Here is a 26,437-nt window from a genome sequence, read left to right as displayed (position 1 = left end):
GCCAGCCGTTGACCCGACGGAGCCTGACGACCGGCTCAGGGGTGCACCGGCTCGATCCGGGCCGTCACGTCGAGGTGTGCCGGTCGGCAGCCGGCCGTCGTGGCGAAGCGGCGGACGGCGTCGTGGACGTGCTCGCGGACTCCGCCGGCGCGGGCGTCGCTGGCCAGGTCCACCCGGACCCACACGTCGGGGCACGGTGGCGTGCCGGTGAGCACCACCCGGGCCCGCCGCACCCCGGGTGCGCGCAGCAGGTCCCGTTCCAGCGCGCGGACGAGCACCTCGCTGGCCAGCCGGGTGCGACCGGGCAGACGTCCGGTGCGGCTCAGCGTGCCCCGCAGTGCCCGGTCGGGTCGGCGTAGCGCCCGGTGCAGCAGGCGCTGGCCGGCGACGGCGGTCAGCAGCCCGGCGACCGCCGCGGCCAGGGTGCTCCAGGGCGTAGCGACCCGCCAGGCGTCCACCAGGCCGCTGCCGAGCAGGACCGCGTCGGGTTCGCCGAACGGCAGCGCGCCGGAACCGGCTGCCAGCGCCGTCGCCCCGCCGGCCACCAGCAGCAGCGCGACGATCGTCCACAGCAGGCGGTGCGCGGCGTCGGTCATGCCGGCCGCCGGTGGGGCAGCAGCCGGACGTCGACGCGGTCGGCGCGTGGCGAGGCGAGCTGACGCAGTTCCTGGCGCACGGCGAACTCGACCTCGGCACGGGCCGCCGGGTCGCCGGTGGCGCGCAACCGGGGCCGCCACCGGTCGCCGTGGCGCCGGACCCGCACCCGGGTCCCGCGCACGCCCGGCACGGTGTCCGCCGCGTCGGTCAGCCGGCGCTCCACGCACCGCCGGTGCAGGTGCCAGCCGTCGCGCTCGTCGACTCGCAGTCGGACCGGCGTCCACCGGCGCAGCTGGGCGACCAGGACGAGCAAACCCAGCAGTACGGCTGCGCCGGCCGCCGCCTGTACGACGGGATCGTGCCACCGGGTGGTGGTCAGCGCGTCGTACCAGCCGGGGCGGATGAGCAGCGGCGTCGGGCGCCCCAGCGTGACCAGCAGCGTCTGCCCGGCCAGCAGGACGCCGCCGGCGAGCAGGGCGAGGCCCAGCAGCGCGGACGCCACCCGGTTGACGGTCGCGGTGGTCAGCTCGGGGCGTGGGCCCGATGGGCGCGACGGGGCGTCGTCGGCCGAGCCGATGACCACCACGTCCCGCACCGTGATGGTCACCGTGGCCACCGCGCGACCGGTGCCGGCGAGCACCTGTTCGGCGACCGTTTGGCGGACCGCGTCGGCGACGGCGGGCACGCTGTGGCCGTACCCGATGACGAGGTTCAGGTCGAGGCCCACGGACCGGTCGCCCACGCGGACCGTGGCCGGGCGGACGTCGGACACGCCCGGCACCTGAGCGGCCGCGTCGGCCGCGATCCGCCTGATCTGCGCCGCCGCACCGGTTTCGCCGCCGGGGCGCGGCCCGCCGCCGGTCGGCGCGACGCTCCGGGCGGAACGGGTGGGGATGGGGCGCGGGGGAAGCCGGTGGTGTCGTCCGGTTCGGTCGGCGTTCGGTCGGCGGCGGATGGTCGGATCCCCGGAGGGGCGCGGCTGGCGAGCCTGACGCGGGCGGTCCCTCCGGGGGCGGCGAGCACCCGGCCCGCGCGCGGCGAGGGTGCCGAACTGCTGACGCGACATGCTCTGACCTCCCAGCCGGTCCGCTACGGGCGACCTCGCTGGATACACGCCGCCGGGTGCTCTGGAACGCGAACGAGATGTGATCCGGGTCACAGCAACAGGTCGAGCGCTGGCGTCGCCCGTCGACCCTTGCCACGCTTCTACAACGTTGTAAGACCTGCGTCGTCCGCCCGAGGAGGCTCCGATGCGCGTACCCCCGGCTCAGTCAGCGGCACCCGCCACCCACCCCGCGGCCGACGACGACGTCCCGGTCGAGGCGCTCGGCGACCTCTACCGCGACGGCATCACCGCCTGTCGGGGCGCCTTCGACCCGGCCTGGGTGGAGCAGGTCGGCAGGGACGTGGCCGCCGCGTTCGAGGAGGCGCGTTCGCGTCCCGACGGTGCGGTCGGACGCGGCCCGCAGCGGTGGTACGTGGAGATCCATCCGGAGCAGCTGACCGGTTTCGTGGCACTGGTCACCCATCCGTGGGTGATGTCGGTCTGCCGGGCGGTCCTCGGCGACGACTACGAGATCGTCGAGCTGGGCTTCGACATCCCCTTCCCCGGGGCGGCGATGCAGCCCTGGCACCGGGACTTCCCGATGCCGGACGAGACCCGCCGGCAGCGCAGGCTCACCTCGCTGGCGTTCAACCTGACCACCGTCGACACGGTGGAGGAGATGGGGCCGTTCGAGATCGCCCCGGGCACCCAGTGGGACGACGGGACCGACTTCGACCACGAGATGTTCCCCCCGAGGGAGCGCTATCCCCGCTACCAGCGGCGGGCCGTGCGCAAGTACCCGCGGCGCGGTGACATCTCGGCCCGGTCGGCGCTGACCATCCACCGCGGCACCCCGAACGTCTCGGACCTGGCCCGCCCGGTCCTGGTGCTCGGCGTCGACGCCCCCGGCGCGGGCAACGCCGCCCACCATGACCTGGCCGTCACCCGGGGCTACTGGGAGCGGTTGCCCGTGACGGTTCGGGAGCATCTGCCCTGCCCGGTGGTGGACCAGCTGGAGCCGATCCGGCAGAAGCACACCATCGAGGGCCTGGTCATGGGCGCTGCGGAGTAGGCGCACCGGCGACCCCTGCTCGCGCGCCGGAGGGGTGCGCCCGGCGTCGCCAGCCTTGACTTCCGGCGTCGACCGGAGCGAGGATCCAGTGACGTTTATCGATGACGGGGGTCGTTGATGAGGAACCGGGTCGTCTCTCTGGCCGTCGCCGCGCTCGCCGCCGCCTCGGGTGTTCTCGCCGTGGTCGTCCCGGCATCCGCCGCCAGCGGGTGTGCGGCGCAGCTCCAGGTCCGCTTTCAGTACCCGTCGATGCTGCGCGGCGACCTCAGGGTGCTGAGCGTCGGCCAGCCACTCACGGACTGGACGTTGAGCTTCCCGCTGCGCTACCCGACCGAGCAGATCAAGAACGTCGACGGTGTGCGCTGGGAACAGCACGGCGGTGAGGTCACGATCCGCAACCTACCCGGTGTCACGTTGCCGGCCGACGAGCAGCAGTTCTTTCCCTTCGTCATGACGCACGGGGTCCGGACCGGCCTGCCGCAGAACTTCACGCTCAACGGCGTCACCTGCACGACCGTGCTGCCCCCACGCCCGCCTCCGTCGACCCCGCCGCCGGTCTCGCCGAGCCCGCAGCCGACCGGGTCACCCAGTCCCGTTCCCGACCCGAACCGGCCGTCCGTCGCGATCATCAGGCCGGAAGATGGTGACCACTTCTTCGCCCCGGCCACCATCAACGCGGAAGCCGTCGCCACGCCCGCGCCCGGCCGGCGGATCACCCGCGTCGAGTTCTTCGGCTGGGGCAGCGGGCTCGACACCATCTCGCTCGGCACCGACACGACCGCGCCATACACCGCCCAGTGGCGTGACCTGCCGGCTGGCTCCTACTACCTGCACGCCCAGGCGTACGACGACCAGGGCGCGACGCGGTGGACCGACCTGAACCCGTCCGTCCGCGTGTTGACGCCGGGCGAGGAGCGGCAGGCGCCGTACGTCAGCGTGGTGCGCGACCAGCTCTGGGGCATCTCCCCGGTCATCGACGCGGCCGCCCCCCGACGCCTGACACCGCTCGTGCGCACCGGCGCGGAGGCCCGCTGCGTGCAGGGGCGCGGCATCTGGGACGGCCCGGTCGACGCCACCGCCGTGGCCAGGCTCGCCGCCCGCGGCGTCCAGGCGGTGTACGTCCCGCTCAACGAGGCCTGCTGGCTCGGCCTGTCGTACGTGGACCCCCGCTACGGCGGTGAGCCGTACCGGCAGGCGATCGTCGCGTACACGCAACGCTTGACGGTCGCCGGCATCACGCCCATCCTCGCTCTCGGCTGGAGCCACGGCCGCTACACCGGGCCGGGGGCGACCTGCCGGGACGAACGTGCCGTCTGCGCCAAGCCGGCACCCGACCTCGAGTACGCCCTCGACTTCTGGCAGAGCGTCGGTCGGACCCTCTACTACGGCGAGACGGTGATGTTCGACCTGTTCTCGGCACCGTACCCGGATCGGGCGATCGCCGACCCGGCCCTCGCGTGGAAGTGCTGGCGTGACGGTGATGTGGCGTGTTCCGCGCTCGGCTATCCGGCGGTCGGCATGCAGCAAATGCTGGCCGCGCTCCGGGTGGGAGGTTCCAACGGTGTGCTGCTCGCCAGTGGCCTGAACGGCGGCAACGACCTGTCCCGGTGGGCCGAGTACGTGCCGGAGGACATGGTCCACAACGTCGCGGCGGCCTGGCGGCCGGCAGCGCCCGGGGCCTGCCACCCGCCGACCCTGCCGCAGGCCCCCGTCGTCGTCACGGCGGTCTGCCGCTAGGGCAGCGGGAGCGGCGCTGCGCAGCCGGCCGGGCCGCAGCACCGGGACGGGTGATCGACCGCCTAGACTCGGCGCGGTTCGACCGACCGGCGGATGGATCAGGCACATGACGAGCAGTGTGGATCGCGGCTGGCTGCGGGCGATGCCCGCCGATGGTGGACGCGACGCGCTGTTCGACCGCGCCGGCCACCGGGTGTACGGGACGCGCCGGCTCAGCGAGCTGGTGCAGGGGCGCCCGCCCGGCGTCACCGGCAGCCAGTGGGGGTCGGCCAGCCGGACGGCGTTCGACCTCGTGGTCGGTGACGCCGACACCGGGCGGCCGGTCGTCGCCGTGGCGATCGGCCCGGTCCCGCCCGCCGGGTCGGCCGAGCAGCGCGCCGAGCGCCTCACCGACGCCGTGAGCGCGGCCGTCGGGCTGCCCGTGCTGCGCGTCGGGTCACCGACGTTGCGGGCCGCCGAGCACGGCCGGCGCCTCGTCGAGTACGTGCTCGACGCGCGCGCCTACGCGGCCGGTGCCACCGTGGCGGGCGCCGAGGACGAGCCCGCTCCGGTGGGCTTTCGCGACATCCTCGGGCGGCTTCCGGACGGCCGGACCGGCCCGGTGAACGACCTCGGCGCGCTGACCCGGGCGGCGGCGGTCGAGGCGTACGTGGCCGGGCGCCTGGCCGACCCGATCGTGCGCGGGTTGCACGTGCACTGGACCGAGGGCCCGGCGCAGGGCTGGAGCTGGGTGCAGGTGCGCCCGGACGCGTGCCTGATCGAGCGGGTCTCGGTGACCGCGCAGCGCTTCTCCTGCGGCGTCGACGTGGCCCGGCTGGCCGAGGACCTCGCGACCGTCGCGATCGGCGAACGGCTGCGCGCCGTACGGCCGGACGGCCCGGACCTGCTGGCGCGCGCGGACCTCACCACGGAGATCGTCGCGCTGAGCCGGCGGCGGGACGAGCTGGTGGGTGGTTTCGCGTTCGACCACCTCTGCGCTGACTGACCGGCCACTTTCCCTGCTGAACCCCGCTCCGCAGCCGATTCGCTCGGCGGCGGAGCAATTTTCTGTGCGCGGGTTGAACCTTCGCCGTCGCCGTCCCGTACTCCTGCGCGAACGAAGAGGATCTCCCCGACCGCGTCGACCGGACGCGGGAGACGGTGCGGAAAGGGCATCGTCGGCCATCGACACGTTACCGGGTAGGTCGCGGTGGTCGCCGCCGTGGCGTGCCATCTCACATCCGTCGGTCCGCCGAGGGCAGGAATCCACTACCGGATCGAGAAGGAGAGCAATTCGATGCGCAGGTCCACTCGGGCGGGCCGGTCACCCGGCATCGCGCGGAGCAAGCGTCTGCTGGCCGTTGTCGGCACGCTCGTGGTGTTCGGCGGAGTAGTCGCCGTCACCCAGATCTCGTCGGCCCAGGACCGGCGGACGAACAAGCCCCGGCCCGCCGCCGGACAGTGCGTGGAGCCGAGCCCCGGCTCGACCGCGCCGAGCGGCGCCTCGACCAGCCGTACCTGGCAGAACGGTCGGTGGGTGCGTAACCACTGGGGTGACGGTCAGGAGTCGGTGGCGGAGTGCGAGGACGGTAAGGACGGCACGGTGGGCACCGGCTCGGCCGTCGCCTGCCCCGATGTGGCGGCCAAGCTGCCGCAGGTGCCGGATCGGGCGCGAGCCGAGGTCGACCGTAATCTCGCGCAGTTGCAGACCCAGATCGCCGAGGCCGATCGCCGGCTGGCCGCCGAGGGCAACAAGGGCGCCGCTTTCATCCGCAATGCGATCCTGCAGCCGCTGGCCGGTAAGCGGAAGGCGGTGCTGGACCGGATTACGACCGCTATCGACCGGGTCGGACCGCGTCCGCAGGGTTTGGCGCAGCTCGCCGAGTGCCAGGTGCAGCCCACCGGTAACAACAACGGCGGCAGCACCGGCGGTGGGAACAACAACGGTGGGAACACCGGCGGTGGCACCAACAACGGTGGGAACACCGGCGGTGGAAACAACGGTGGCGGCAACAACGGCGGAAACAATGGTGGCACCGCCCCCGGCGCGGGTCTCGGCGTTCTGGCCAACAACTGCGACGAGAGCCAGTTGCAGGCGCACGACGGTTTCCAGAACGGCAACCGGTGCGTGAGCACCGAGTTCGGTGAGGTGGGCGCCGCCGCCAACAACCCGTCGCTGCTGATCACCCAGTTCCCGCAGCAGGTCGGCCGCAACCAGCCCTTCACCCTGCGGGTCAGCACCAAGAACCTGGTCCGTGACCGCTTCCTCGCGGCCGGTCAGGGTGGCTACTACGTGGAGAGCTCGCTGCTCAACGACCAGGGCCTGGTCCGGGGTCACTTCCACACCGCCTGCCGGATGCTGGACAGCCTGACCGCGCCGCCGGAGCCGCAGGAGGTGCCGGCGTTCTTCGTCGCGACCGAGGATGGCCGCGGTGGCGCCCAGCCGGACGAGGTGACCATTCAGATTCCGGGCCTGCCGGAGTCGGGTACGGCGCAGTGCTCGGTCTGGGCCGGTGACGGCTCGCACCGTCTGCCGATGATGGAGCGGGCCAACCAGACCCCCGCGTTCGATTCGATCCGCATCAACGTCAACTGATCGTCGATCGGCGGCCGGCCACCTGGGCGGACAGCACCCGGGTGGCCGGCCGCGCACACAGCGACGGGGTTCCGCCGTATTGGCGGGACCCCGTCGTCGTGCGGTGTGTCAGCGGCTCTTGTACGCCTCGACGACCTCGACCGGGATCCGGCCCCGCTCGGAAATCTTGTAGCCGTTCTGGACGGCCCATTCCCGGATCGCCCGGTTCTGCTCGCGGTCCATTCCGGCGCCGCTGGGTCGCCCCGGCCGCCGAACTGTCCGCGTGTTCTCCGCAGGGCCCCGACCGATCCGCCGACCCGCATTGATGTACGGGTCCAGCGCCTTCCGCAGGACGCCGGCATTCTCGTCCGAGACATCGATCGTGTAGGCCACGCCGTCGAGACTGAACTCGACCGTCCGGTCGGCCTTCCCGCCGTCGAGGTCGTCGGTCAGCACCGTGATTACTTTTCTCGCCATTGCCGATTACTCCCTGTGTGTGGCGGGATGTGTCCAAAGTCTGACCTACTACCCGGGGAATCCGCAACAATATGCGTCCCATTCATTTCGGCGCGTCGCGATTGAGTGCGTACAAAACCGTGAACCGACGCGGAATCGCGGGCGTTGAACCCCGCGTCAATCGGTAAGCAGGCCGGCGTGGCCGGCGACGGCCGCCGCCTCCGCGCGGTTGGCGACCCGCAGCTTGCGCAGCAGCGCGGCGGTCATCCGTTTCACCGTCCGTTCCGAGACGTGCAGTTCCTCGGCGACGTCGACGGTGCTGCGGCCGGCGGCGATCGCTCGCAGCAGGCGGCGCTCCTCGGCGTCGAGGTCGACCGACGCGGCGCGGGAGGGCCCCAGCAGGGCGCGCAGCAGCTCGGCCGGCAGCACCGCCCAGCCGTCGAGAATGGCCAGCAACGGGGGCAGCAGCTCCTCGGGTTCGCTGGTCTTGGGCAGGAACCCCTCCGCGCCGGCCCGCAGCGCCTCCAGCGCGGGTGTCGGATCGGTGGAACCGGACATGGCGACCACCCGTACGCGGGGCGTGGTCCGCCGGATGGCGGCCACCGCCCGAACGCCGCCGGGCGGTGGCATGTGCAGGTCGACAAGCGCCAGGTCGGGGTGGCAGCGGCTGACCAGGGTGGCCGCCGCGGCGGCGTCGCCGGTCGAGCCGACCACCTCGGCGCGTCCGTCGGTGGTCGCCGGAAGCAGCAGCTCAAGGCCACGGACGAAAAGGGGGTGGTCGTCCACGACAGCGAGTCTGAGGGTGGGGGCGTCCGGCATGTCTACGCCGTTCCCCAGCGGGTACCGATCATGCGGGTACGCACCGAACGGGGGGAGTCGGATGCATGCGGGCACGCCACGGCTGGCAGGGGTTGTTGCGAGGTTTGCGTCGGACCGGGCCGGAACCGGGCGCCGAGCCGACCGCGGGTGTCGACGCCGACCTGCTGCTGCGCGTGTTGTGCCACGAGTTCCGTACCCCGGTCAGCGCCCTGACCTCGTTGACCCGGGCGTTGGCCGATGAGCGCCGGACGCTGACCGGCGCGGACCAGCGGGCCATCATCGAACTCGCTCGTGACCAGGCCGTCCACCTGCAGGGCCTGCTGCGGGACGCGACGGCCGGCGCCGGCGCGTTGGCGCCGACCGCCCCACCGGATGCCACAGTGCCACTGGCGGGGCTCCTGCGGGAGGCCGCCGCGCTGGTGCCGGCGGGCCGGCGACGGGCCCGCGTCACCCGGCGGGCGGGTTCCTGGCCGGTCCCGGCCGGCCGGACCCGGCAGGTGTTGGTGAACCTCGTGGAGAACGCGCTGCGCCACGGGCCGGCCGGGGGGCACGTCGGGATCTACGCGGCGCTGCGCGGTCCCGGCCTGAGTATCGTCGTCACCGACGAGGGGCGGGTGGACGAGGCGCTGCTGGTGGCGCTGCGCCGTCCGGCGCCGGCAGCCGGGATGTCCGGGCTGGGGCTGTGGATCGCGCGACACCTGGTGGCCGCCGACGGGGGAGTGCTGCGCGCGCACCGGCTGCGGCCCCGGGGCGTGGCGCTGGAGGTGCTGCTGCCGGTGGTCCATCCGCTGCGCTGACCCCGGCGGGACACGGGTTGGCACCCTCGGGTCAGCGGGGCGGGAATCGTCCTCGATGCCAGCATGCCGGCACCGAGGAGGTCGAATGTTCAGCCACGTCAAGGACCTGCAGTTCGAAGCCAAGCCGGACGCTCCGGACGCCGCGTTCGCCCGCCGCCTGCAGGAGGTGCTGGGCGGCAAGTGGGGCGAGATGACCGTCGCCAACCAGTACCTGTTCCAGGGGTGGAACTGCCGGCTGCCCGGCAAGTACAAGGACCTGCTGCTCGACGTCGGCACCGAGGAAATCGGCCACGTCGAGATGATCGTCACGATGATCGCCCGGCTGCTGGACAACGCCCCGCTGTCGCTCTCGGAAGCCGTCGCGGACAACCCGGGCGGTGGGGCGGTCTACGCCGGGTCGAACCCGGCGCACTTCATCCACAGCGGCGGCGGGGCGCTGCCCGCCGACAGCAACGGGGTGCCCTGGAACGGAGCGTTCATCACCGCCAGCGGCAACCTGCTGGCCGACTTCCAGCTCAACGTCACCGCCGAGGCGCAGGGCCGCCTGCAGGTCTCCCGGCTGTTCAACATGACCGACGACCCCGGCGTCAAGCAGATGCTGCGCTTCCTGCTGGCCCGCGACACCATGCACCAGAACATGTGGCTGGCCGCCATCGAGCAGCTCCGGGAGGACGGCCTGGAGGACATGCCGGTGCCCGACGCCTTTCCGGATTCCGGGGAGTTCACCGAGGAGTTCAGCTACACCTACCTGGGCTTCTCCTCCGGCACCGACGCCGCCCAGGGGCGCTGGGCGTCCGGGCCCGCCCCGGACGGCAAGGGCGAGTTCCGCTACGACGACAATCCGCGCGCGAACGCCCCCGAGCCGGTCCTGCCGCCGGGCGACCCCCGGTTGTACGGCACGAACCCGGCGGCGTCGTGAACACGGTCGGGAGCCTGTCGCGTACCCGGGTGAAGCTGGTGGTCTGCACGGTGTTGACGGCGCTCGCCGTCGGCGTCGGGCTGCCCGCCCGGGTGGTGCTGGCCCTGGTGCTGACCAGCCTGGCCATTCCCGTCGCCGTGGCGCTGGCCGGCGGCGTCCGGGCGGTCCGCGAGCTGCTGCTGCCGCTCCGCCGGCCGGCACCGGGCAGTGGTGTGGGTCACACCCCGGAACAAGGGGAACGCTTTGTTACTTGAGTGAGACACGCTCAACTCAACGCGATAGCAGGTGTTCGATGGCAACTCTTCCGGTACTTCCCCTGACCGACGCCGTGCTGCTGCCCGGCATGGTCATCCCGGTGACCCTCGACCCGACCACCCAGGCCGCCATCGACGCGGCCCGGGCGACCGGCGACCGCAAGCTGCTGGCCGTGCCGCGCATCGACGGCGAGTACGGACCGGTCGGCGTGGTCGCCACCATCGAGAAGGTCGGCCGGCTGCCCGACGGTGAGCCCGCCGCCGTGGTCCGTGGCCTGTCCCGGGCCCGGATCGGCTCCGGCGTGCCCGGCCCCGGCGCCGCCCTCTGGGTCGAGGCGACCGAACTCGACGAACCCGCTCCCGCCGGCCGCGCCCGGGAACTCGCCCGCGAGTACCGCGCCCTGGTGACCTCAGTGCTCCAACAGCGCGGCGCCTGGCAGGTCATCGACGCGGTGGAGCGGATGACCGACCTGTCCGAGCTGGCCGACTCGGCCGGCTACGCGCCCTGGTTGACCCTGGAGGAGAAGACCGAGCTGCTCGCCGCGCCGGACGTCACCGCCCGGCTGGAGCTGCTGGTCGGCTGGGTCAAGGCGTACCTGGCCGAGCAGGAGGTCACCGAGCAGATCAACAGCGACGTCCGCGAGGGCCTGGAGAAGTCGCAGCGGGAGTTCCTGCTGCGCCAGCAGCTCGCCGCGATCCGCAAGGAGCTGGGCGAGGACGAGCCGGACGGCTCGGCCGACTACCGCTCCCGCGTGGAGAGCGCCGACCTGCCGGACAAGGTCCGCGAGGCGGCGATGCGCGAGGTCGGCAAGCTGGAACGGGCCAGCGACGCCTCCCCGGAGGCGGGCTGGATCCGCACCTGGCTGGACACCGTGCTGGAAATGCCGTGGGGTACGCGTACCCAGGACAACACCGACCTGGCCGCGGCCCGGGCGGTGCTCGACGCCGACCACGCCGGCCTGGCCGACGTGAAGGACCGCATCCTGGAGTACCTCGCGGTGCGCAACCGCCGGGCCGAGCGCAACCTCGGCGTGGTCGGCGGTCGCGGCTCCGGCGCGGTGCTCGCCCTCGCCGGTCCTCCCGGGGTCGGCAAGACCAGCCTCGGCGAGTCCGTGGCCCGGGCGCTCGGGCGCAACTTCGTCCGGGTGTCGCTCGGCGGCGTCCGCGACGAGGCGGAGATCCGCGGTCACCGGCGCACCTACGTGGGTGCCCTGCCCGGCCGGATCGTGCGCGCCCTGCGCGAGGCCGGCTCGATGAACCCGGTCGTGCTCCTCGACGAGGTGGACAAGCTGGCCGCCGGCTACGCCGGTGACCCGGCCGCCGCCCTGCTGGAGGTGCTCGACCCGGCGCAGAACCACACCTTCCGGGATCACTACCTGGAGGTCGACCTGGACCTGTCCGACGTGCTGTTCCTGGCCACCGCCAACGTGGTGGAGTCCATCCCCGGCCCGCTGCTGGACCGGATGGAGCTGGTCACCCTGGACGGCTACACCGAGGACGAGAAGGTCGCCATCGCCCGCGACCACCTGCTGCCCCGGCAGCGGGAGCGGGCCGGTCTGACCGCCGACGAGGTAGGCGTCGCCGACGAGGCGTTGGCGCTGATCGCGGGCGAGTACACCCGGGAGGCGGGCGTCCGCCAGCTCGAACGGGCTCTGGCCAAGATCCTGCGCAAGGTGGCGGTGACGCTGGCGACCGACCCGTCGCCGGTACGCGTCGACACCGACAACCTCACCGGCTACCTGGGGCGGCCGAAGTTCACCCCGGAGTCGGCCGAGCGCACCGCGGTGCCCGGCGTGGCCACCGGCCTCGCCGTCACCGGCGCCGGCGGGGACGTGCTCTTCATCGAGGCGACGAGCATGGAGGGCGAGCCGGGGCTGACCCTGACCGGCCAGCTCGGCGACGTCATGAAGGAGTCGGCGCACATCGCGCTGTCGTACCTGCGCTCCAACGGGCGTCGGCTCGGCATCGACCCGAACGCCCTGGCGGGACGCCGGATCCACCTGCACGTCCCGGCGGGCGCGGTGCCCAAGGACGGCCCGAGCGCCGGCATCACCATGGTGACGGCCCTGGCGTCCCTGGTCACCGGGCGGGCGGTGCGCCCCGAGTTCGGGATGACCGGTGAGGTGACGCTCTCCGGTCGGGTGCTGCCGATCGGCGGGGTGAAGCAGAAGCTCCTCGCCGCGCACCGGGCCGGCCTCACCGAGGTGATCATCCCGGCGCGCAACGAGCCGGACCTGGACGACCTGCCGACCGAGGTGCGCGAGGCGCTGACCGTGCACACCCTGGCCGACGTGGCCGACGTGCTCGCCCTGGCGCTGCGCCCGGCCGACGTCCAGGCGCTGGACGGTCCGGCGCTCTTCGCGGCCTGACACTCCGAACCAATGGCCCCCGCCGTCTCTCCGACGGCGGGGGCCATTGATGTACGCGCACCGAGGGCTACTGTCTCGCTGGAACCCCTCAATCACCTCTCCGCCGCGAGGCGGTGCCCCCGGAGGTAACCCCCGTGAACCTGGTGCTCTGGATAATCCAGATCCTGCTCGCCGTCGTCTTCGCCGGCGCCGGCCTGGCCAAGCTGACCCAGCCCAAGGACAAGCTGCGCGACATGATGCGGTGGGTGGACCCGGTCCCGCCGTCGCAGGTCAAGGCCCTCGGCGCGGTCGAGGTGCTGGCCGCCGTCGGGCTCGTGCTGCCCGCCCTCACCGGCATCGCCACCGTGCTCACCCCGCTGGCCGCCCTCGGGCTGGTCATCGTCATGGTCGGCGGCATCCTGGTGCACCTGCGCGACCGGAACAAGCGCGACACGGCGGCCGAGCGTCGGACGGAGATCCAGGGCGCGATCACCTGCGCGGTGCTGCTCGTCCTCGCCGCCGTCGTCGCCTGGGGCCGCTTCGGGCCGTACTCCTTCTGAGGCTGACACGCCGGCGACCGTCGTACCCCGGCGGTCGCCGGCGGCGTGCTCAGCGCCCCTCGCCGCCGCGGTCGCGACGAACCGTGGCCTTGCGGCCCTTGATGGTGCTGGAGCGCAACCCCGAGATCACCTCGTCGGCGACGCCCTGCGGCACCTCCACCAGGGAGAACCGGTCGGCGATCTCGATCGAGCCGATGTCCCGGCCGCGGATTCCGGTCTCGCCGGTGATCGCGCCGACCAGATCCTGCGGGCGCACCCCCGCGCGCCGGCCCAGACCGACGAAGACCTGGACGGTGTTGCCGCCGCCCGAGCGGGGACGACCGCCGCCGCGCCGGTCGCCGCCCCGGCCACCGGCCTCCGGCCGACCCTCGCGCGGGCCGCGCACCGGCGCCTGCGGGATCTCCTCCTCGTCGTCCGAGCCCGGCGATGTCACCTCGTGCGCCAGCTTCACCGCGGCGAGCGCGACCTCCATCAGGTCGAACTCGTCGGTGAGCGTCTCCACGATGACCCGGAACGGGTCCAGGTCGTCCTCCAGCAGGCTCTCCCGCAGCGCCGCCTGGGTCAGCTCCAGCCGGCGGGTCCGCATGTCGGCCACCGTGGGGATCTTGTCGATGGTGATCCGCTGGCCGGTCACCCGCTCGATCGTCTTGAGCATCCGGTGCTCGCGCGGCTCGGCGAGGGTGATCGCCACGCCCTCCCGACCGGCCCGGCCCACCCGGCCGATCCGGTGCACGTACGACTCCGGCGCCGACGGCACGTCGTAGTTGACCACGTGGGTGAGCTGCTCGACGTCCAGCCCACGCGCGGCCACGTCGGTGGCGACCAGCAGGTCGGCGGTGCCGGCCCGCAGCCGGCCCATCACCCGGTCGCGTTGCTCTTGGCTCATCCCGCCGTGCAGCGCCTCGGAGCGGTAGCCCCGGCCGTTCATCGTCTCGGTCAGCCGGTCCACCTCCTCGCGACTGCGGCAGAACACGATCGCCGCCGTGGGCGACTCCACGTCCAGGACCCGGCCCAGCGCGGCCGGCTTGTGCGCCCGCGTCACGATGTACGCGCTCTGGCGCACCCGGGGCGCCTCGCCGGCCACCGTCGGCTCCCGGCCGATCTCGATGCGGACCGGCTCGCGCAGGTGCTGGCGGGCCATCCCGTCGATCCGGGACGGCATGGTGGCCGAGAACAGCACCGTCTGGCGCTGCGCGGGGGCGTGCTCCAGGATCGCCTCGATGTCCTCGGCGAAGCCCATGTCGAGCATCTCGTCGGCCTCGTCGAGCACCACCGTGGCCAGGCCACCGAGGCGCAGGGTGCCGCGAGCGATGTGGTCGAGGGCCCGACCCGGGGTGGCCACGACCACATCGACGCCGCTGTCCAGTGCCCGCAGCTGCCGCCCGATCGGCTGCCCGCCGTAGATCGGCAGCACCCGCGCACCCAGGTCCTTGCCGTAGCGGTGGAACGCCTCGGACACCTGCACCGCCAGCTCCCGCGTCGGCACCAGCACCAGCGCCACCGGGTCCCCGCCGTCGCGGTGCGCCTCCATCCGGTGCAGCAGCGGCAGCGCGAACGCCGCCGTCTTGCCGGTGCCGGTGGCTGCCTGACCGAGCAGGTCCCGGCCGTCGAGCAGCGGCGGGATGGCCTCGCGCTGGATGGGGGTCGGCTCCTCGTAGCCGAGGGCGGACAGCGCGCCCAGCAGTTCGGCGCGGAGCCCCAACTCCGTGAAGGCGTTCACCTCGTCGGCGCCGGCGGGGGTGGTGTCGGTCGGTGCGTCGTGCTGTGCAGGTGCGGAACTCATGGGGTCAAGCCTTTCATCACGACTCAGCGGGCGCTGAGCCGACCGGCACAAGAGCGCGTGCGCCCCTCAAGATCCGCGCAACTTCGGGGAAAGTGCTGCCTCCGCGACGCCCGAAGCAGCACTTTCACCGAACTTGTGTGGATCACGAGCGACGTGGGCGTGTCAGACATCGGTGGTGAGGATCGCGAGGATCATGATGCCGGCCAGTGCCGTGTCCAGGACCCCGCAGAACTCCGCGTAGCCGTGGGGCACCACCCGGCCGCTGCGGTGGTGCACCACGTCCCAGCCGGCGTGCGCCAGCCAACCGAACGCCACCAGCCACGCGGCCGTCCGCCCACCGGCCAGGATCGTGATCACCATCAGGGCGACCCAGACGGCCAGACCGGCCAGCTGGCTGGCGAGCACGCCCGGCCCGCGCAGCGTGCGCCGCACCACACCGATCAGCAGGTACCCGCCGGGCAGCACCAGCAACGTCCACGGGCTGAGCACCGTCGGGTCGACCCACATGTCCACGGTCACCAGCAGCGCCAGCCCGGTCGGCCAGCGGCGGGCCAGCGCCAGCGCCGCCGGGTGCCGGCGTACCGCCGCCGGTGTCTCGTGCCGGTGTCGCACCGCCACCAGCACCATGGCCGGCACCATCAGCAGGTGCCCGCCGACCATCAGCGCGTCGCCGTCCAGCAGGCCGGCCCAGAACGGCAGGAGCAGCAGCAGGAACGGGACGTACATCGCGGCGACCATCTCGCCGATCCCACGCCAGTGGTGCGCCCGGTAGCGCATCCACACCGTCATCCCGACGCTCATGTTGGTGGCCATCACCAGGGCGGCCACCTCGGGGCGGTCGAGCGTCCCGGCGACCCCCGACGCGCCCCCGGCCGCGTCCCACAGCGGGCCGAGCAACACCATCCCGGCGATCATCGCCAGTGCCATCTCGCCGAGATGCCACAGCAGCCGTCGTGTGCCGCCGACCGACGCCGCGTCCGAGGGCGTCGCGTCGGCGGGTGCCGGGCAGTCGCCCGGCAGCGATCCGGGCTGCGGTACGGAGGGAGCGTGGTCCGCGTACATCCGTGTCTTCTCCATGGCGTTGACCCTGCCGGCGGTCCGGGGCGGTGGGCAGGTTCGTCCATCACGGGAAATCCGTGCGAAGCGCGCGGTCCGACCGTGACAACTCGCACGGGTGGACCGGGCGCGGGGCGGTCCTACGATCGACGCGTGACGAGCGAGGTGTCGACGCCCCGGGCGGATCGCCGGCTGCGCCGGGCCCGGCTGGTCACGTTGCTGTCGCTGGCCGGCGGTGTGTGGGCGACCGTGCTGCTGCCCGCGGTCGGCCTGACCCGGGAGCCGCACGCCGGCCGCGTCGCACTCGGCGCGGTCGGGATCCTCGCCTTCGCGGCCACCCAGACCGCTGTGCTGTACGCGGCGGTCACCCCCTGGCTCGCCCAGCGGTGGCGACGCCGCGCCCAGCTCGCGCTGGCCGTCGTGGCGGCGCTGACCGTGCCGCTGGTGGCCCCGGTCGCGGCCGGGGTCTGGCCCACCTGGGCCTGGATCGGCGCTGCCCTGGTCGGGATGGCCCCGCTGGTGGTCCGTCTCCCCGGCGCGCTGGCGGTCACCGCCGGCACCCTCGGGGTGTCGGCGGCGGTGGCCTGGTGGACCGGCGGCCCGGTCGGGCGGTCCCTGGCCGTGACGGGCGGGATCGGCGTGGCCGTGGCCGCGGTGAACTGGTTCCAGGTCTGGTTCTGGGACCTGCTGGTGGAGGCCCGCCAGGGTCAGGCCGCCCAGGCCCGGCTGGTCGCCGCCGAGGAGCGGCTGCGCTTCGCCCGCGACGTGCACGACCTGCTGGGGCACAGCCTCACCGTGATTGCGTTGAAGGCCGAACTGGCCGCGCGGCTCGCCCCGGTCGACCCGGCGCGGGCCGGCCGGGAGGCCGCCGAGGTGCAGCGGCTCGCCGCGTCCGCGCTCACCGAGGTCCGCGAGAGCGTGCACGGCTACCGCGCGGTCGATCTCGGTGAGCAGTTGCAGGCCGTGGCGGAGGTGCTCCGGTCCTGCGGGGTGCGCTGCACGGTGCCGTCGCTCCCCGTCGACCTGCCGCAGCCGGCCGCTACCGAGCTGGCGGCGGTGTTGCGCGAGGCGGGCACCAACGTGCTGCGGCACAGCCGCGCCGACTGGTGCCGGATCCGCATCGACCGAAAGGAGAACGTGGCCAGGATGACCGTCACCAACGACGGGGCCGACGAGAGCGGCCCGGACGCGCACAGCCACGGCCTGCGGGGTCTGGCCGACCGGCTCGCCGCGGCCGGGGGAGAGCTGCGGGTACGTCGGCAGGACGCGGTGTTCACCATCGAGGCCACCGTGCCGGTGCCGTCGTGATCCGCGTCCTGCTGGCCGACGACGAGGACCTCATCCGGGTCGCGGTCGCCGCGCTGCTCGGCCTCGAACCGGACATCGAGGTGGTGGCCCAGGCCGCCGACGGGCCGACGGCGGTCACCGCGACGCTCGCGCACCGCCCGGACGTGGCGGTCGTGGACCTGGAGATGCCCGGCCTGGACGGCATCGCCGTCGCCGCGGAGCTGGCCCGGGCGCGTCCCGAGTGCGCGGTGGTCGTGTTGACCGGGCACGGCCGGCCGGGGCACCTGCGCCAGGCGCTGACCGCCGGGGCGCGGGGTTTCGTGCCCAAGGGCTCGCCCGGCGGCGCGTTGGCCGACGTGATCCGCCGGGTGCACGCCGGCGGCCGGTACGTCGACCCGTCCCTCGCCGCCGACGCGCTGACCCTGCCGGCGTGCCCGCTGACGCCACGGGAGTTGGAGACGCTGCGGCTGGCCGAGTTCGGCGCACCGGTCGCGGTGATCGCCCGTCGGGTGCACCTGTCCACCGGCACCGTGCGCAACCACCTCTCCGCGGCCGTGCAGAAGCTCGGCGCGACCGACCGGGCCGAGGCGGTGCGGGCCGCCAGGGACAACGGCTGGCTCTGACCCGCGCCCATCCCGGGGGAGGGCGTTGATCAACGGGCCCGTCCCGCAGGGCCGGCACTCGGGTCACCGCGTTCGGGCTAGCGTGTCTGCGTGCGTACGGTGGAACTGGTCTGCTCGCCCGGGTTGGACGTCGCGATCCGGACGGCCTGGGGTCGGTTGGCGGCCGCCGGGTTGCCGAGCCTGGCCGGCAACATCCATCCGACGAACCGGCCGCATCTGACCATGGCGGCCGTGGACGGGTTCCCGTCCGGTGTCGAGCACCGCCTGGCCGAGTTGTTCGACGCCGCGCTGCCGGTGCCGGTGACGCTCGACCGGGTCGTCGTCCTCGACGGCAGCGCCCCGCTGGTCTGGCTCGTGCGGCCCACGACGGCGTTGACCGCGCTGCACGCCGCCGTCTGGGACGTCCTCGACCGGGCCGACGGGCACCGCCCCTGGCACGCCCCGGGGGCGTGGGTGCCGCACCTGAGTCTGGCGCTGCGGTTCCGCGACGCGGACCTGCGGATGGCCCGCGCCGTGACCGGTGGGCAACGGCCGACGGGTGCGTTCGACGCCGCCCGCAGCTACGACGGTACGGACCGGACGGTGACATCGCTCGGATGAGCGCGGTCGGTGGCAGCTCAGAGTGCGACACGCCGAGTGTCGTCCTGCTGAACTGCCACCGATCGCCGCGTAGTGCCGACCAGGGGCGACGCGTCAGCGGTAGAAGCGCAGGTAGTCGAACTGCGCGGTGACGGCCGGCTCGGCGCCGCCGTGCGCGACCAGCCCGATCCGGGGGGTCGTGTCGGCGGGGAACGTCCACACCGCACCCCACGTCCAGGTACGCCCGTCCCGGCTGGACCCGGCCCGGAACTCGTGCTCCCCGGTGGCCCGGTCGACGTGGTGTGCGAGGCGTAGCCAGGTGGTGCTGGCCGGCGTGCCGACGATGCTGCCGCCGTACACCGGCTGGCCGGCGAAGGGCAGCTCGTAGCCGTACTCGACCTGGCGGGTGTTCCAGATCGCCACCTGGGTCAGCCGGGCGAACCGGTCGTCGTCCACGTAGGCGACCAGGCCGGCCTGCTGGTAGTTGCGGACCGTCTCCTCGCCCAGGTCCAGCGTCACAGTCGTCTCGACGACGTAGTCGCCCCTCGGGGCGTCGCGTAGCAGCACGCCTGCCGTGTTGCCGGTGCCGGTCAGGTCGGCGGCCTGCACGGGCCAGCGCAGCGCCCCGTCGGCGACGGTGGCCGCCGGGTCCGCGCGTACCCACCGCCAGTCGCCGTCGAGCCCGCCGTCGAACTCGTCGGAGTACGCCGGCAGCGGCGCACCGACCCGGGGCTCGGGCACGGCCCGCCTGGCCGGCTGGTACAGCCGCGCCACGCTGACGTTGTCGAACTGGGCGGTGCCGCCGGTGGCCGTCAGCCCGGGTCGGCCGGCGACCGGGCGGTCCAGCCGCAGGGACACCACGGCGAGCTGGTCACCGAGACGGGCGGGGCTCAACTCGGCGACGAGCTGCTGTCCGCGTACCTCGATGGCCAGGTTGTGCCGATCGCCCACGTCGAGCCCGGCGGGCAGTGGCGTGCTGGCCTGGCGGCGGCCGTCGCGGGCGACCAGGCGGCCGGCGGCGGCGTCCACCCGGACCTCGACCCGGTCGCCGAGGGTGACCCCGGCGCTGCTCGCGCCGGTGAGCCGCAGGTCGGCCTCCGCGCGCACGTCCCCGCCCACTGGGGTACGGCTGGTGAGCGCGCCGCTGCCGCTGAGCCGGCCGTCGGTGACCCGCCACTGGCCGCCGCGCTGCCAACCGGCGAGGCTCGCGGTGTCGAAGCGTTCGTCGACGCGGCCGGTGGTGACCGGCGCGGGTCGGGTGCCCTCGGACGGGCCCGCGCCGGCGTTGACCGTCGGCCAGCCGTCGATCCAGTCCAGCCGGTCGAGGAGCATGGGGCGCTCGTTGATGCCGAACGGCTCGTCGAGGTACGGGTCGGCCCGGTCGATGGCGTGGTAGACGATCCAGTCCTGACCGGACAGGTCGGTGAGGAACCCGTTGTGCCCGGTGCCGATCCAGCGGTTGCCGTTCTGGGTGAGCACCGGTGTGCCACCGGCCCGGGACGCGGTCAGCGCGACGCCGTCGCGGTCGGTGAACGGGCCGCGTGGGCTGCGGGCGCGTCCGACCTGGACGGAGTAGCCGGTGGCCGGGCCGGCGCAGCAGTTCGCGGTGGACGCGAACAGGTAGTACCAGTCGTCGTGGCGCAGCACGTAGCTGCCCTCGAACTTGTTGTCGATGGCCACCGGCGTCGGGGCGCCGACCGCGCGCAGGCCGTCCGGGCTGAGTTCGGTGACCGAGATGCCGCCGTAGTAGCTGCCGTAGTAGAGGTAACTACGACCGTCGACGTCGGTGAACTGGCTCGGGTCGATGGTCCACAGCCAGCCGCCACCGCCGCCGGGGCGCGGGGCGACGACCGGCTGGTCGGCGAACGTCCACGGCCCGGCGGGGCTGGGGGCGGTGGCCGCCCCGATCGCGTAGTCACTGCCCTCGGCGGAGACTGTGGTGTCGGTGACCGTCACGTACATCACCCACCGGTCGCCGAGCCGGCGGACGTCCGGGGCCCAGTACGCCGCGCCGGGCGCCGCGTAGGGCGGGCGCTGGTCGGGGCCGAACGCGTCACCGACGGACGTCCAGTCGACCAGGTCGGCCGAGCGGGCGGTGGGCACCCGGTGGAACGCGCCCTCGCCCTCGCGCAGCGGGTCGGTGGTGCCGTAGGCGTACCAGAAACCGTCGTCGCCGCGCACGACGACCGGGTCGGCGAAGGTGTCGCCGATGTCGGCGGAGACCGGGTTGCGATAGCCCGACGGGCGGTCGGGGGCGGTCGCCGCAGCGGAGGCGGAAGCGGTGGCGGCCAGGATCAGACCGAACGCGGCGGCGAGCGCGCCGCCCCGGCGGAGGTGTCGCATGGGGCCTGCCTCTGGTGTGGGGGAGTGTCGACAAGGGTCGCTGTGTGCCTCGTTTCTACAACGATGGATACAACGTTGTAAAGGGTCGGCCCGCTGCTGACGCGGGCGGCGACCGGCACTTCTCGACCAGGCCTGTCCGATCGATACACCTGGCGCTCGGCGATGATGGCGCCATGAGTGGTGGCGTCGACGGCGGGGGAATGGCCGAGCTGGCAGCCCTGCTGGCCGACGGCACCCGGGCCGGCATCTGCCTGGCGCTGCTCGACGGGCGGGCCTGGACCGCCGGCGAGTTGGCCCGACGTGCCGGGGTCGCCCCGTCCACGGCCAGTGAGCACCTCAATCGGCTGGTCCGGGGTGGGCTGCTGGTCGAGGAGCGGCAGGGCCGGCACCGCTACCTGCGCCTGGCCGGACCGTCGGTGGCCCAGCTGATCGAGGACCTCGCCGGGCACGCGCCAGCCCCTCCCGCGCCGACCACGTCACTGCGCGCGGCGGGTGCCAGCGCCGCCCTGGCGTACGCCCGGACCTGCTACGACCACCTCGCCGGGCGGCTGGGCGTCCTGCTGTACGACGCGCTGCTTGCCGACGGCCGGCTGGACCGATCCAGTGGGTTGGCGCTGACGCCCGACGGGTGGGCCTGGGCGGCCGGGCTGGGCGTACCCGTGGACGTGCTGCGCGCCGCCCGCCGACCGGTGGTCCGCGACTGCCTGGACTGGACCGAACGCCGGCCGCACCTCGCCGGAGCGCTCGGCGCGGCACTGCGCCGCCGCTTCGCCGAGCTGGGCTGGATCACCCAGGGCGCCGGGCGGGCGGTACGCCTCACCCCGATCGGCCGCGCCGCCCTGGCCGGGAGCCTGGGCGTGCCCGAGCACATCCTCATCCGCGACACGCCCGCGGCACCGTCCAGCGGCCGAGCCTGACCCGCCGCCCGCCGCCCGCCGCCCGCCGCCCGCCGCCCGCCGATCGAGCACGATCTTGTGGTGTGCGGCGCGGAACTGTTCGGTGAGGAGCGAACGGTTCGGGTCCTACGGTCGAGCGGTGATCGACATCTGGCCGGACATCGCGCCCGCCGCGGGAACGCCGGCGTGCGGCCCGCCCACCTTCGAGCCGGGCGGCGGGTGGTGTGTGACCCGGCACGCCGACGTCCGGGCGGCGCTGACCGACCCGGCGTTGCGGGTGCCCGCCGTCGACAGCGGTCCGCCCGGCACGCTCGCCTGGCTGCGTGCCTCGGTGAGCAGGTTCAGCCCGCCCCGGCGGCACGCCGAGCGCCGCGCGATCGGGGTGACCGCGCTGGCCGGGCTGGACCCGGACGAGTTGCAAAACGAGGCGGCCCGGCTGACCGTCGCAGTGCTCGACCGGGCCGACGGCCACCTGGACGTGATGCGTGACCTGGCCCGGCCGGTGCCACTGCGGGTCCTGGCCGGGCAACTCGGTCTCGTCGATCCGGCAGCCGCCGGGACGGCGGTCGCGGTCGTCGCCGCGGCGTACCACCCGGGGGTCGACCCGGCGCTGGCCGCGCGGGCCGACCGGGCGGTGGCGGCGCTGCTGGCGCTCTGCCCGCCGGCCCCGCCGGAGGTGCGGGCCAACCTGATCGGTCTGCTGGTCCAGGCGTGCGACGCGACCGCCGGCCTGATCGGCGCCGCCGCCCACCACCTGCTGAACCCGGCCGTCGCGACCACGGCGGCGACCGCCGACCTGCTGGCCGAGGTGCTGCGCCTGGACCCGCCGGTCCGGGCCACCCGACGGGTCACCGTCCACGCGGTACGACTGGGCGGACGGGACCTGCCCGCCGGCAGCGCGGTGCTGCTGCGCTTCGACGCGGCCAACCGTGACCCGCGGGCGTTCGGCGAGCCGGCGGCGTTCCGCCCCGGCCGACCGGGCGCTGGTCTGCTCACCTTCGGCGCGGGAGAGCGCGGCTGCCCCGGTGACCGGCATGCCTTCGCGCTGGCCGGCGGGGTGCTCGACGTGCTGCGTAAACGCTGCCGGCGCACCGCGACTCCGCTGCGCCACGAGCCGCACCCGACCCTGCGCGTCCCGACCACAGTCGAGGTGAGCGTCCGATGATCGAGCGCCGTGCCGCGTTCCATGCCCTGCACCACACCGGTCGTCCCCTGTTGTTGCCCAACGCCTGGGACCACGCCTCGGCGGCGGCGCTCGCCGCGCGTGGCCATCGGGCGGTCGGCACCACGAGCCTCGGGGTCGCCGCGACCGCGGGCCTTCCCGACGGCGCGGCGGCCACCGCCTCCGAGACCCTGGCCCTGGCCCGCCGGCTGGCCCGGTTGCCGGTGCTGCTCACCGTCGACGTGGAGGCCGGGTTCAGCGACGACCCGGCCCAGGTCGCCGGGTACGTGGCGGAGTTGGCCGGCCTCGGTGTGGTCGGGATCAACCTGGAGGACGGGCGCTGTGACGGCACCCTCGCCGACCCCGAGTGCGTCGCGGAGAAGATTGCGGCGGTCAAGGCGGCGGTGCCGGACCTGTTCGTGAACGCGCGCACCGACACGTGGTGGCTGAACGTGCCCGACCCGCTGCCGCAGGCCCTGCGCCGCGCCCACGCCTACCGGGCGGCCGGCGCGGACGGCATCTTCGTGCCCGGCGCCGTCGACGTGGCGACGCTGCGCCTGCTCACCGAGCGGCTCGACGCGCCGGTGAACGCGCTGTACCAGCCGGGCGGCCCTGGGCTGACCGAGCTTGGTCGGGCCGGGGTGGCCCGGGTCAGCACCGGCTCCCTGCTGTTCCGGGCCGCGCTGGGGGCTGCGGTCGCCGCTGCCGACGCCATCCGCGCTGAAGGGGGCAGCGCGGCGGGACTGCCGTCGTACGCCGAGGTGCAGGACCTGGTTCCGGCGGACGGCGACTGAGGGTCCCCGCCCGCCTGCCGGTGGTGGTCGCGCCCGTTCGGGGGTAGATCGGAGGATTGTTCGGTAGTTGCCTGGTCCGGACGATTACGGTGTGTTTCAGGGCGATTCATCCCGCGCCGTGACCGGAGAAGGGACCCCGTCATGCGAGTGCCCAGCCGTAGTCCGGGGCAGCAGCCCGGACCGCCCGCGTCGCCCACCGCCCCCGCCCGCCGCCGGCCACCCGGCGCCGCCGCCCACCGGCTGCCCACCGCCGCGCCCGACCTCGCCGCCTACCGTGCTGCCGTGGCCGACCTGCTGGTCGAGGTGGGCGCCCTGGCCGACGCCACCAGCACCCGCGCCCGTCAGGTGCTCATCGACGAGCGACTGCGCGAGCCGGCCCTGGCGGCCGTGCTCGACGCCACCCCGCAGGGTCTGCTCGGCGCGCGCGAGACGTTGCTGCTGGAGATGGCCCGCTACCAGCCGAACGAACGCACCTCGGCGCGGGACCTCACCGCGCTGGTGCGGATCTACCTGCTCTCGCGCATCGACGTGCTGTGGTGGCAGGACGCCCCGATCTTCGTCACCGACGACCAGGTCAACGGCAGCGCCGACCTCGTCGACCTGGAATGGCTGCGCCGCCGGGACCTGCTGCGCTTCCGGTACCAGGAGCAACCCGCCACCGTCCTGGGCCGCGCCGCGCGCGGACTGCGCCGGCGACTGCGGCCCCACGCGAGCCCGCACACCGCCGGACTGCTGTTCCGGCGTGCCCGCCGGGAGGTGGTGGCCCTGCTCAACGAACTCGGCCGGGAGTTCGCCGCCGCCGCGCCACCGGCCACCCCGCCGCTGTGGGTGACCAGCCTCGTGCGCAGCACCGAGCACCAGTACCGGCTGCGCCGCCTGGGCTACGCCGCCATGCTGCCCAGCGGGCACTGCCTCGGCTACTCGGCCGACGTCGAGCTGGCCTGGTTCGAGCGGTTCGGCGCCCGCGACACCCTCGCGGAGCTGCTGTTGGCCCGCCAGGACGCCGGCGAGCTGAACGTCATCGACGAGGGGCAGGCCTGGCACCTGTGCCTCGCGCCCTCCGCCCGGCGTCGTCTGCGCCGGGCGTACGAGGCCGAGATGGGGGTCTGAGCCCATGTGCGGCATCGCGTTGAGCCTCGGCCCCGAGGCCGACCCCGCGACCTTCCGGCGGATGCTGGCCGTCCTCGCCCCACGCGGCGAGGTCACCGAGACCCGCTCGGAGCGCGGACTGCTCGCCGGCACCCGCCGGCTGCGCGTCGTCGACCGCGACCGGGCCGTACAGCCCTGGACGTCGACCGACGAACGTTGGCTGCTCTGCTTCAACGGCGAGATCTTCAACCACCGGGAGCTGCGCGCGCAGCTCACCCGGCTCGGGCAGGTGTTCCGCACCGACAGCGACACCGAGGTGCTGCTGGCCGCGTTCCAACAGTGGGGCGAGGCGGCGGTGACCCGGCTGCGCGGCGAGTACGCCTTCGCGGTCGTCGAACGCGCCAGCGGCCGGGCGTACCTGGCCCGCGACCCGCTCGGGGTGAAACCGCTGTACTGGTCCCGCCGGCCCGGCTGCCTGCACCTCGCCTCCGAGGTGAAGGCGCTCGTCGGGCACCACGCCCCGGTCGCCGAGGTGCCGCCCGGACACCACGGCTGGGCGGCGCCGGACGGGCCCGTGCGGCTGCGCCCGTACGTCGACCTGCTCACCATCGGCGAGGGTCTGCCGGTCATCGACGACCCGGACGAGGCCACCCTGCTCGTCCGGGCCGCCCTGACCGACGCCATCCGGATGCGGGTGGAGACCGACCTGACCGTCGGGGTGGTGCTCTCCGGCGGGCTGGACAGCTCGTTGACGCTGCGGCAGGTACGCGACATCCACCCGGACTGCGTGGCGGTGACTGTCGGCGTGCCGGACAGCCCCGACGTGGCGTACGCCCGGCGGCTCGCCGCCGACCTCGACGTGCCGCACGTGGTCGTCGAGCTGCGCCCGCGCGACATCCGGCTGGCCGACGTCCGCGAGGCCATCCGGATCTCCGAGCTGACCGAGTACGGCGACATCATCAACGCCGTCGTCTCGGTGCCGATCTTCCGGCGGCTGCGGGACCTCGGCGTGAAGGTGGTACTCACCGGCGACGGCTCCGACGAGCTGTTCGGCGGGTACCCCATGTACCGCCAGGTCGACCCGATCGCGTCGCGTCGGCTGTTCCTGCACCGCATCCGCAACCTGTGCCGTACCGAGCTGCAGCGGGTCGACCGGACCGCCATGGGGCACGGGGTGGAGGCGCGGGTGCCGTTCCTCGACCTCAGCGTGGTGGAGTTGGCGATGCGTCTGCCGATGGATCTGAAGGTGCGCGACGGCCAGGAGAAGTGGATCGTGCGTCGGGCGTTCGCCGACGTGCTGCCCGAGTACGTCCTGCGGCGGCCGAAGAACCCCATGTCGTACTCCTCGGGGCTGCACGAGCGGGTCCGGCTCTACAAGCCGCTGTTCGCGCGGATGCACCGGACGTTCGGCTACGACCTGCTGGAACCGGTCCGCCGTGACTTCGACACGGTGCTCAGCCGCTGTGGCAACGACCTGGACCGGGCCATCGCCGACGGGATGAACCGGCCCGACTACACAGTCCTGGAACACGCCCGCGACCTGGTCGGGGCGGCGAGGTGGAACGCCGCGCCGATGGTCCGTCGGCTGGTCGGGCCCCGCCCGCCCCGCCGCTCACCCGTCGGCTGAGCACCCACCCGACGCTTGACTCTGACACCGTGTCAGGGAC

The 26,437-nt window shown here is 73.9% G+C and carries 24 protein-coding genes; 17 read left to right on the top strand and 7 right to left on the bottom strand.

The features are described from left to right. Positions 1–35 precede the first annotated feature (35 nt). Together AB0B39_RS07910 and AB0B39_RS07905 are read right to left on the bottom strand one after the other, a co-directional pair. Positions 36–596 (bottom strand): hypothetical protein, encoded by a 561-nt coding sequence (locus AB0B39_RS07910; RefSeq protein ID WP_357573818.1) that lies wholly within the window; start codon positions 594–596, stop codon positions 36–38. After that, on the bottom strand, positions 593–1,369 hold the full coding sequence (locus tag AB0B39_RS07905) for an Asp23/Gls24 family envelope stress response protein (RefSeq protein ID WP_357573817.1): 777 nt from the start codon (positions 1,367–1,369) through the stop codon (positions 593–595). Before AB0B39_RS07905 ends, AB0B39_RS07910 begins: the two co-directional genes overlap by 4 nt. Positions 1,370–1,847: 478 nt before the next feature. Here AB0B39_RS07905 and AB0B39_RS07900 point away from each other — a divergent pair, with 478 nt between their 5' ends. The 4 genes from AB0B39_RS07900 to AB0B39_RS07885 all read left to right on the top strand — a co-directional run bounded on the left by AB0B39_RS07900 (position 1,848) and on the right by AB0B39_RS07885 (position 7,026). Then, positions 1,848–2,714 carry a phytanoyl-CoA dioxygenase family protein gene (locus tag AB0B39_RS07900; RefSeq protein ID WP_357573816.1) on the top strand — a complete coding sequence of 289 codons (867 nt, stop codon included), beginning with the start codon at positions 1,848–1,850 and terminating at the stop codon, positions 2,712–2,714. Between the two features lie 117 nt (positions 2,715–2,831). Next, positions 2,832–4,451, top strand: coding sequence for an Ig-like domain-containing protein (locus AB0B39_RS07895; protein WP_357573815.1), 1,620 nt, complete (start codon positions 2,832–2,834; stop codon positions 4,449–4,451). Positions 4,452–4,557: 106 nt separating this feature from the next. Further along, positions 4,558–5,436 carry a hypothetical protein gene (locus tag AB0B39_RS07890; RefSeq protein WP_357573814.1) on the top strand — a complete coding sequence of 293 codons (879 nt, stop codon included), beginning with the start codon at positions 4,558–4,560 and terminating at the stop codon, positions 5,434–5,436. Between the two features lie 291 nt (positions 5,437–5,727). After that, positions 5,728–7,026, top strand: coding sequence for a hypothetical protein (locus tag AB0B39_RS07885; RefSeq protein ID WP_357496894.1), 1,299 nt, complete (start codon positions 5,728–5,730; stop codon positions 7,024–7,026). A gap of 108 nt (positions 7,027–7,134) precedes the next feature. Here AB0B39_RS07885 and AB0B39_RS07880 read toward each other — a convergent pair whose 3' ends face one another. Beyond that, a complete protein-coding gene (locus AB0B39_RS07880) occupies positions 7,135–7,482 on the bottom strand; it encodes an Lsr2 family protein (protein WP_234588764.1) in 348 nt (115 codons plus the stop codon). A 156-nt stretch (positions 7,483–7,638) separates the two neighbouring features. Continuing rightward, on the bottom strand, positions 7,639–8,247 hold the full coding sequence (locus tag AB0B39_RS07875) for a response regulator transcription factor (RefSeq protein WP_234588763.1): 609 nt from the start codon (positions 8,245–8,247) through the stop codon (positions 7,639–7,641). A gap of 98 nt (positions 8,248–8,345) precedes the next feature. Between AB0B39_RS07875 and AB0B39_RS07870 the strand changes: the two genes are divergently transcribed. From AB0B39_RS07870 to AB0B39_RS07850, 5 genes are all read left to right on the top strand, one after another. Next, positions 8,346–9,077 (top strand): HAMP domain-containing sensor histidine kinase, encoded by a 732-nt coding sequence (locus AB0B39_RS07870; protein ID WP_357496888.1) that lies wholly within the window; start codon positions 8,346–8,348, stop codon positions 9,075–9,077. An 85-nt stretch (positions 9,078–9,162) separates the two neighbouring features. After that, positions 9,163–9,996 (top strand): manganese catalase family protein, encoded by an 834-nt coding sequence (locus AB0B39_RS07865; RefSeq protein WP_357573813.1) that lies wholly within the window; start codon positions 9,163–9,165, stop codon positions 9,994–9,996. Continuing rightward, positions 9,993–10,250 carry a hypothetical protein gene (locus tag AB0B39_RS07860; protein ID WP_357496884.1) on the top strand — a complete coding sequence of 86 codons (258 nt, stop codon included), beginning with the start codon at positions 9,993–9,995 and terminating at the stop codon, positions 10,248–10,250. The genes AB0B39_RS07865 and AB0B39_RS07860 overlap by 4 nt, the downstream gene beginning before the upstream one ends. 38 nt (positions 10,251–10,288) lie before the next feature. After that, positions 10,289–12,619: an endopeptidase La gene (lon, locus tag AB0B39_RS07855; RefSeq protein ID WP_357496882.1), complete on the top strand. Its 2,331-nt coding sequence runs from the start codon at positions 10,289–10,291 to the stop codon at positions 12,617–12,619. A gap of 134 nt (positions 12,620–12,753) precedes the next feature. Further along, positions 12,754–13,158, top strand: a complete 405-nt coding sequence (locus AB0B39_RS07850; protein WP_234588757.1) for a DoxX family protein — start codon at positions 12,754–12,756, stop codon at positions 13,156–13,158. A 49-nt stretch (positions 13,159–13,207) separates the two neighbouring features. Here AB0B39_RS07850 and AB0B39_RS07845 read toward each other — a convergent pair whose 3' ends face one another. Together AB0B39_RS07845 and AB0B39_RS07840 are read right to left on the bottom strand one after the other, a co-directional pair. Next, a complete protein-coding gene (locus AB0B39_RS07845; protein WP_234588756.1) occupies positions 13,208–14,941 on the bottom strand; it encodes a DEAD/DEAH box helicase in 1,734 nt (577 codons plus the stop codon). A 162-nt stretch (positions 14,942–15,103) separates the two neighbouring features. Continuing rightward, the gene (locus tag AB0B39_RS07840) at positions 15,104–16,018 is read right to left on the bottom strand and encodes a hypothetical protein (RefSeq protein WP_357496878.1); all 915 of its coding nucleotides are present in this window, start codon (positions 16,016–16,018) and stop codon (positions 15,104–15,106) included. Between the two features lie 132 nt (positions 16,019–16,150). On the opposite strand from AB0B39_RS07840, the gene AB0B39_RS07835 reads away from it, so the two are divergent. The 3 genes from AB0B39_RS07835 (at position 16,151) to AB0B39_RS07825 (ending at position 18,507) form a co-directional block, all read left to right on the top strand. Beyond that, positions 16,151–17,305 (top strand): histidine kinase, encoded by a 1,155-nt coding sequence (locus AB0B39_RS07835; protein WP_357573812.1) that lies wholly within the window; start codon positions 16,151–16,153, stop codon positions 17,303–17,305. After that, a complete protein-coding gene (locus tag AB0B39_RS07830) occupies positions 17,302–17,907 on the top strand; it encodes a response regulator transcription factor (RefSeq protein ID WP_234588753.1) in 606 nt (201 codons plus the stop codon). The genes AB0B39_RS07835 and AB0B39_RS07830 overlap by 4 nt, the downstream gene beginning before the upstream one ends. A 90-nt stretch (positions 17,908–17,997) precedes the next feature. Further along, positions 17,998–18,507 (top strand): 2'-5' RNA ligase family protein, encoded by a 510-nt coding sequence (locus tag AB0B39_RS07825; RefSeq protein ID WP_357573811.1) that lies wholly within the window; start codon positions 17,998–18,000, stop codon positions 18,505–18,507. Between the two features lie 93 nt (positions 18,508–18,600). Here the strand turns inward: AB0B39_RS07825 and AB0B39_RS07820 are convergent, their stop codons facing one another. After that, positions 18,601–20,829: a family 43 glycosylhydrolase gene (locus AB0B39_RS07820; RefSeq protein WP_357573810.1), complete on the bottom strand. Its 2,229-nt coding sequence runs from the start codon at positions 20,827–20,829 to the stop codon at positions 18,601–18,603. 173 nt (positions 20,830–21,002) lie between these two features. Here AB0B39_RS07820 and AB0B39_RS07815 point away from each other — a divergent pair, with 173 nt between their 5' ends. The 5 genes from AB0B39_RS07815 to AB0B39_RS07795 all read left to right on the top strand — a co-directional run bounded on the left by AB0B39_RS07815 (position 21,003) and on the right by AB0B39_RS07795 (position 26,397). Then, positions 21,003–21,746 carry a winged helix-turn-helix domain-containing protein gene (locus tag AB0B39_RS07815; protein ID WP_234588742.1) on the top strand — a complete coding sequence of 248 codons (744 nt, stop codon included), beginning with the start codon at positions 21,003–21,005 and terminating at the stop codon, positions 21,744–21,746. Between the two features lie 118 nt (positions 21,747–21,864). After that, positions 21,865–22,890, top strand: coding sequence for a cytochrome P450 (locus AB0B39_RS07810; RefSeq protein ID WP_357573809.1), 1,026 nt, complete (start codon positions 21,865–21,867; stop codon positions 22,888–22,890). Next, complete coding sequence (locus AB0B39_RS07805) at positions 22,887–23,681, top strand: isocitrate lyase/phosphoenolpyruvate mutase family protein (RefSeq protein WP_357496865.1); 795 nt, start codon at positions 22,887–22,889, stop codon at positions 23,679–23,681. Before AB0B39_RS07810 ends, AB0B39_RS07805 begins: the two co-directional genes overlap by 4 nt. Positions 23,682–23,822: 141 nt before the next feature. After that, the gene (locus AB0B39_RS07800; RefSeq protein ID WP_357496863.1) at positions 23,823–24,791 is read left to right on the top strand and encodes a hypothetical protein; all 969 of its coding nucleotides are present in this window, start codon (positions 23,823–23,825) and stop codon (positions 24,789–24,791) included. Positions 24,792–24,795: 4 nt separating this feature from the next. Next, positions 24,796–26,397, top strand: a complete 1,602-nt coding sequence (locus AB0B39_RS07795; protein WP_357496861.1) for an asparagine synthase-related protein — start codon at positions 24,796–24,798, stop codon at positions 26,395–26,397. Positions 26,398–26,437 lie beyond the last annotated feature (40 nt).

The organism is Micromonospora sp. NPDC049114 (assembly GCF_040648635.1).
Lineage (GTDB): Bacteria > Actinomycetota > Actinomycetes > Mycobacteriales > Micromonosporaceae > Micromonospora.
Note: the sequence above shows the minus strand (reverse complement) of the source record. Positions and strands in the feature narration are given on the sequence as shown.

Bases quoted from the DNA above. Each gene is read 5' to 3' on its own strand.
- AB0B39_RS07910 (WP_357573818.1), bottom strand. From the start codon at position 596: ATGACCGACGCCGCGCACCGCCTGCTGTGGACGATCGTCGCGCTGCTG.
- AB0B39_RS07900 (WP_357573816.1), top strand. From the start codon at position 1,848: ATGCGCGTACCCCCGGCTCAGTCAGCGGCACCCGCCACCCACCCCGCG.
- AB0B39_RS07895 (WP_357573815.1), top strand. From the start codon at position 2,832: ATGAGGAACCGGGTCGTCTCTCTGGCCGTCGCCGCGCTCGCCGCCGCC.
- AB0B39_RS07890 (WP_357573814.1), top strand. From the start codon at position 4,558: ATGACGAGCAGTGTGGATCGCGGCTGGCTGCGGGCGATGCCCGCCGAT.
- AB0B39_RS07885 (WP_357496894.1), top strand. From the start codon at position 5,728: ATGCGCAGGTCCACTCGGGCGGGCCGGTCACCCGGCATCGCGCGGAGC.
- AB0B39_RS07880 (WP_234588764.1), bottom strand. From the start codon at position 7,482: ATGGCGAGAAAAGTAATCACGGTGCTGACCGACGACCTCGACGGCGGG.
- AB0B39_RS07870 (WP_357496888.1), top strand. From the start codon at position 8,346: ATGCGGGCACGCCACGGCTGGCAGGGGTTGTTGCGAGGTTTGCGTCGG.
- AB0B39_RS07865 (WP_357573813.1), top strand. From the start codon at position 9,163: ATGTTCAGCCACGTCAAGGACCTGCAGTTCGAAGCCAAGCCGGACGCT.
- lon (WP_357496882.1), top strand. From the start codon at position 10,289: ATGGCAACTCTTCCGGTACTTCCCCTGACCGACGCCGTGCTGCTGCCC.
- AB0B39_RS07845 (WP_234588756.1), bottom strand. From the start codon at position 14,941: ATGAGTTCCGCACCTGCACAGCACGACGCACCGACCGACACCACCCCC.
- AB0B39_RS07840 (WP_357496878.1), bottom strand. From the start codon at position 16,018: ATGGAGAAGACACGGATGTACGCGGACCACGCTCCCTCCGTACCGCAG.
- AB0B39_RS07820 (WP_357573810.1), bottom strand. From the start codon at position 20,829: ATGCGACACCTCCGCCGGGGCGGCGCGCTCGCCGCCGCGTTCGGTCTG.
- AB0B39_RS07815 (WP_234588742.1), top strand. From the start codon at position 21,003: ATGAGTGGTGGCGTCGACGGCGGGGGAATGGCCGAGCTGGCAGCCCTG.
- AB0B39_RS07805 (WP_357496865.1), top strand. From the start codon at position 22,887: ATGATCGAGCGCCGTGCCGCGTTCCATGCCCTGCACCACACCGGTCGT.
- AB0B39_RS07800 (WP_357496863.1), top strand. From the start codon at position 23,823: ATGCGAGTGCCCAGCCGTAGTCCGGGGCAGCAGCCCGGACCGCCCGCG.
- AB0B39_RS07795 (WP_357496861.1), top strand. From the start codon at position 24,796: ATGTGCGGCATCGCGTTGAGCCTCGGCCCCGAGGCCGACCCCGCGACC.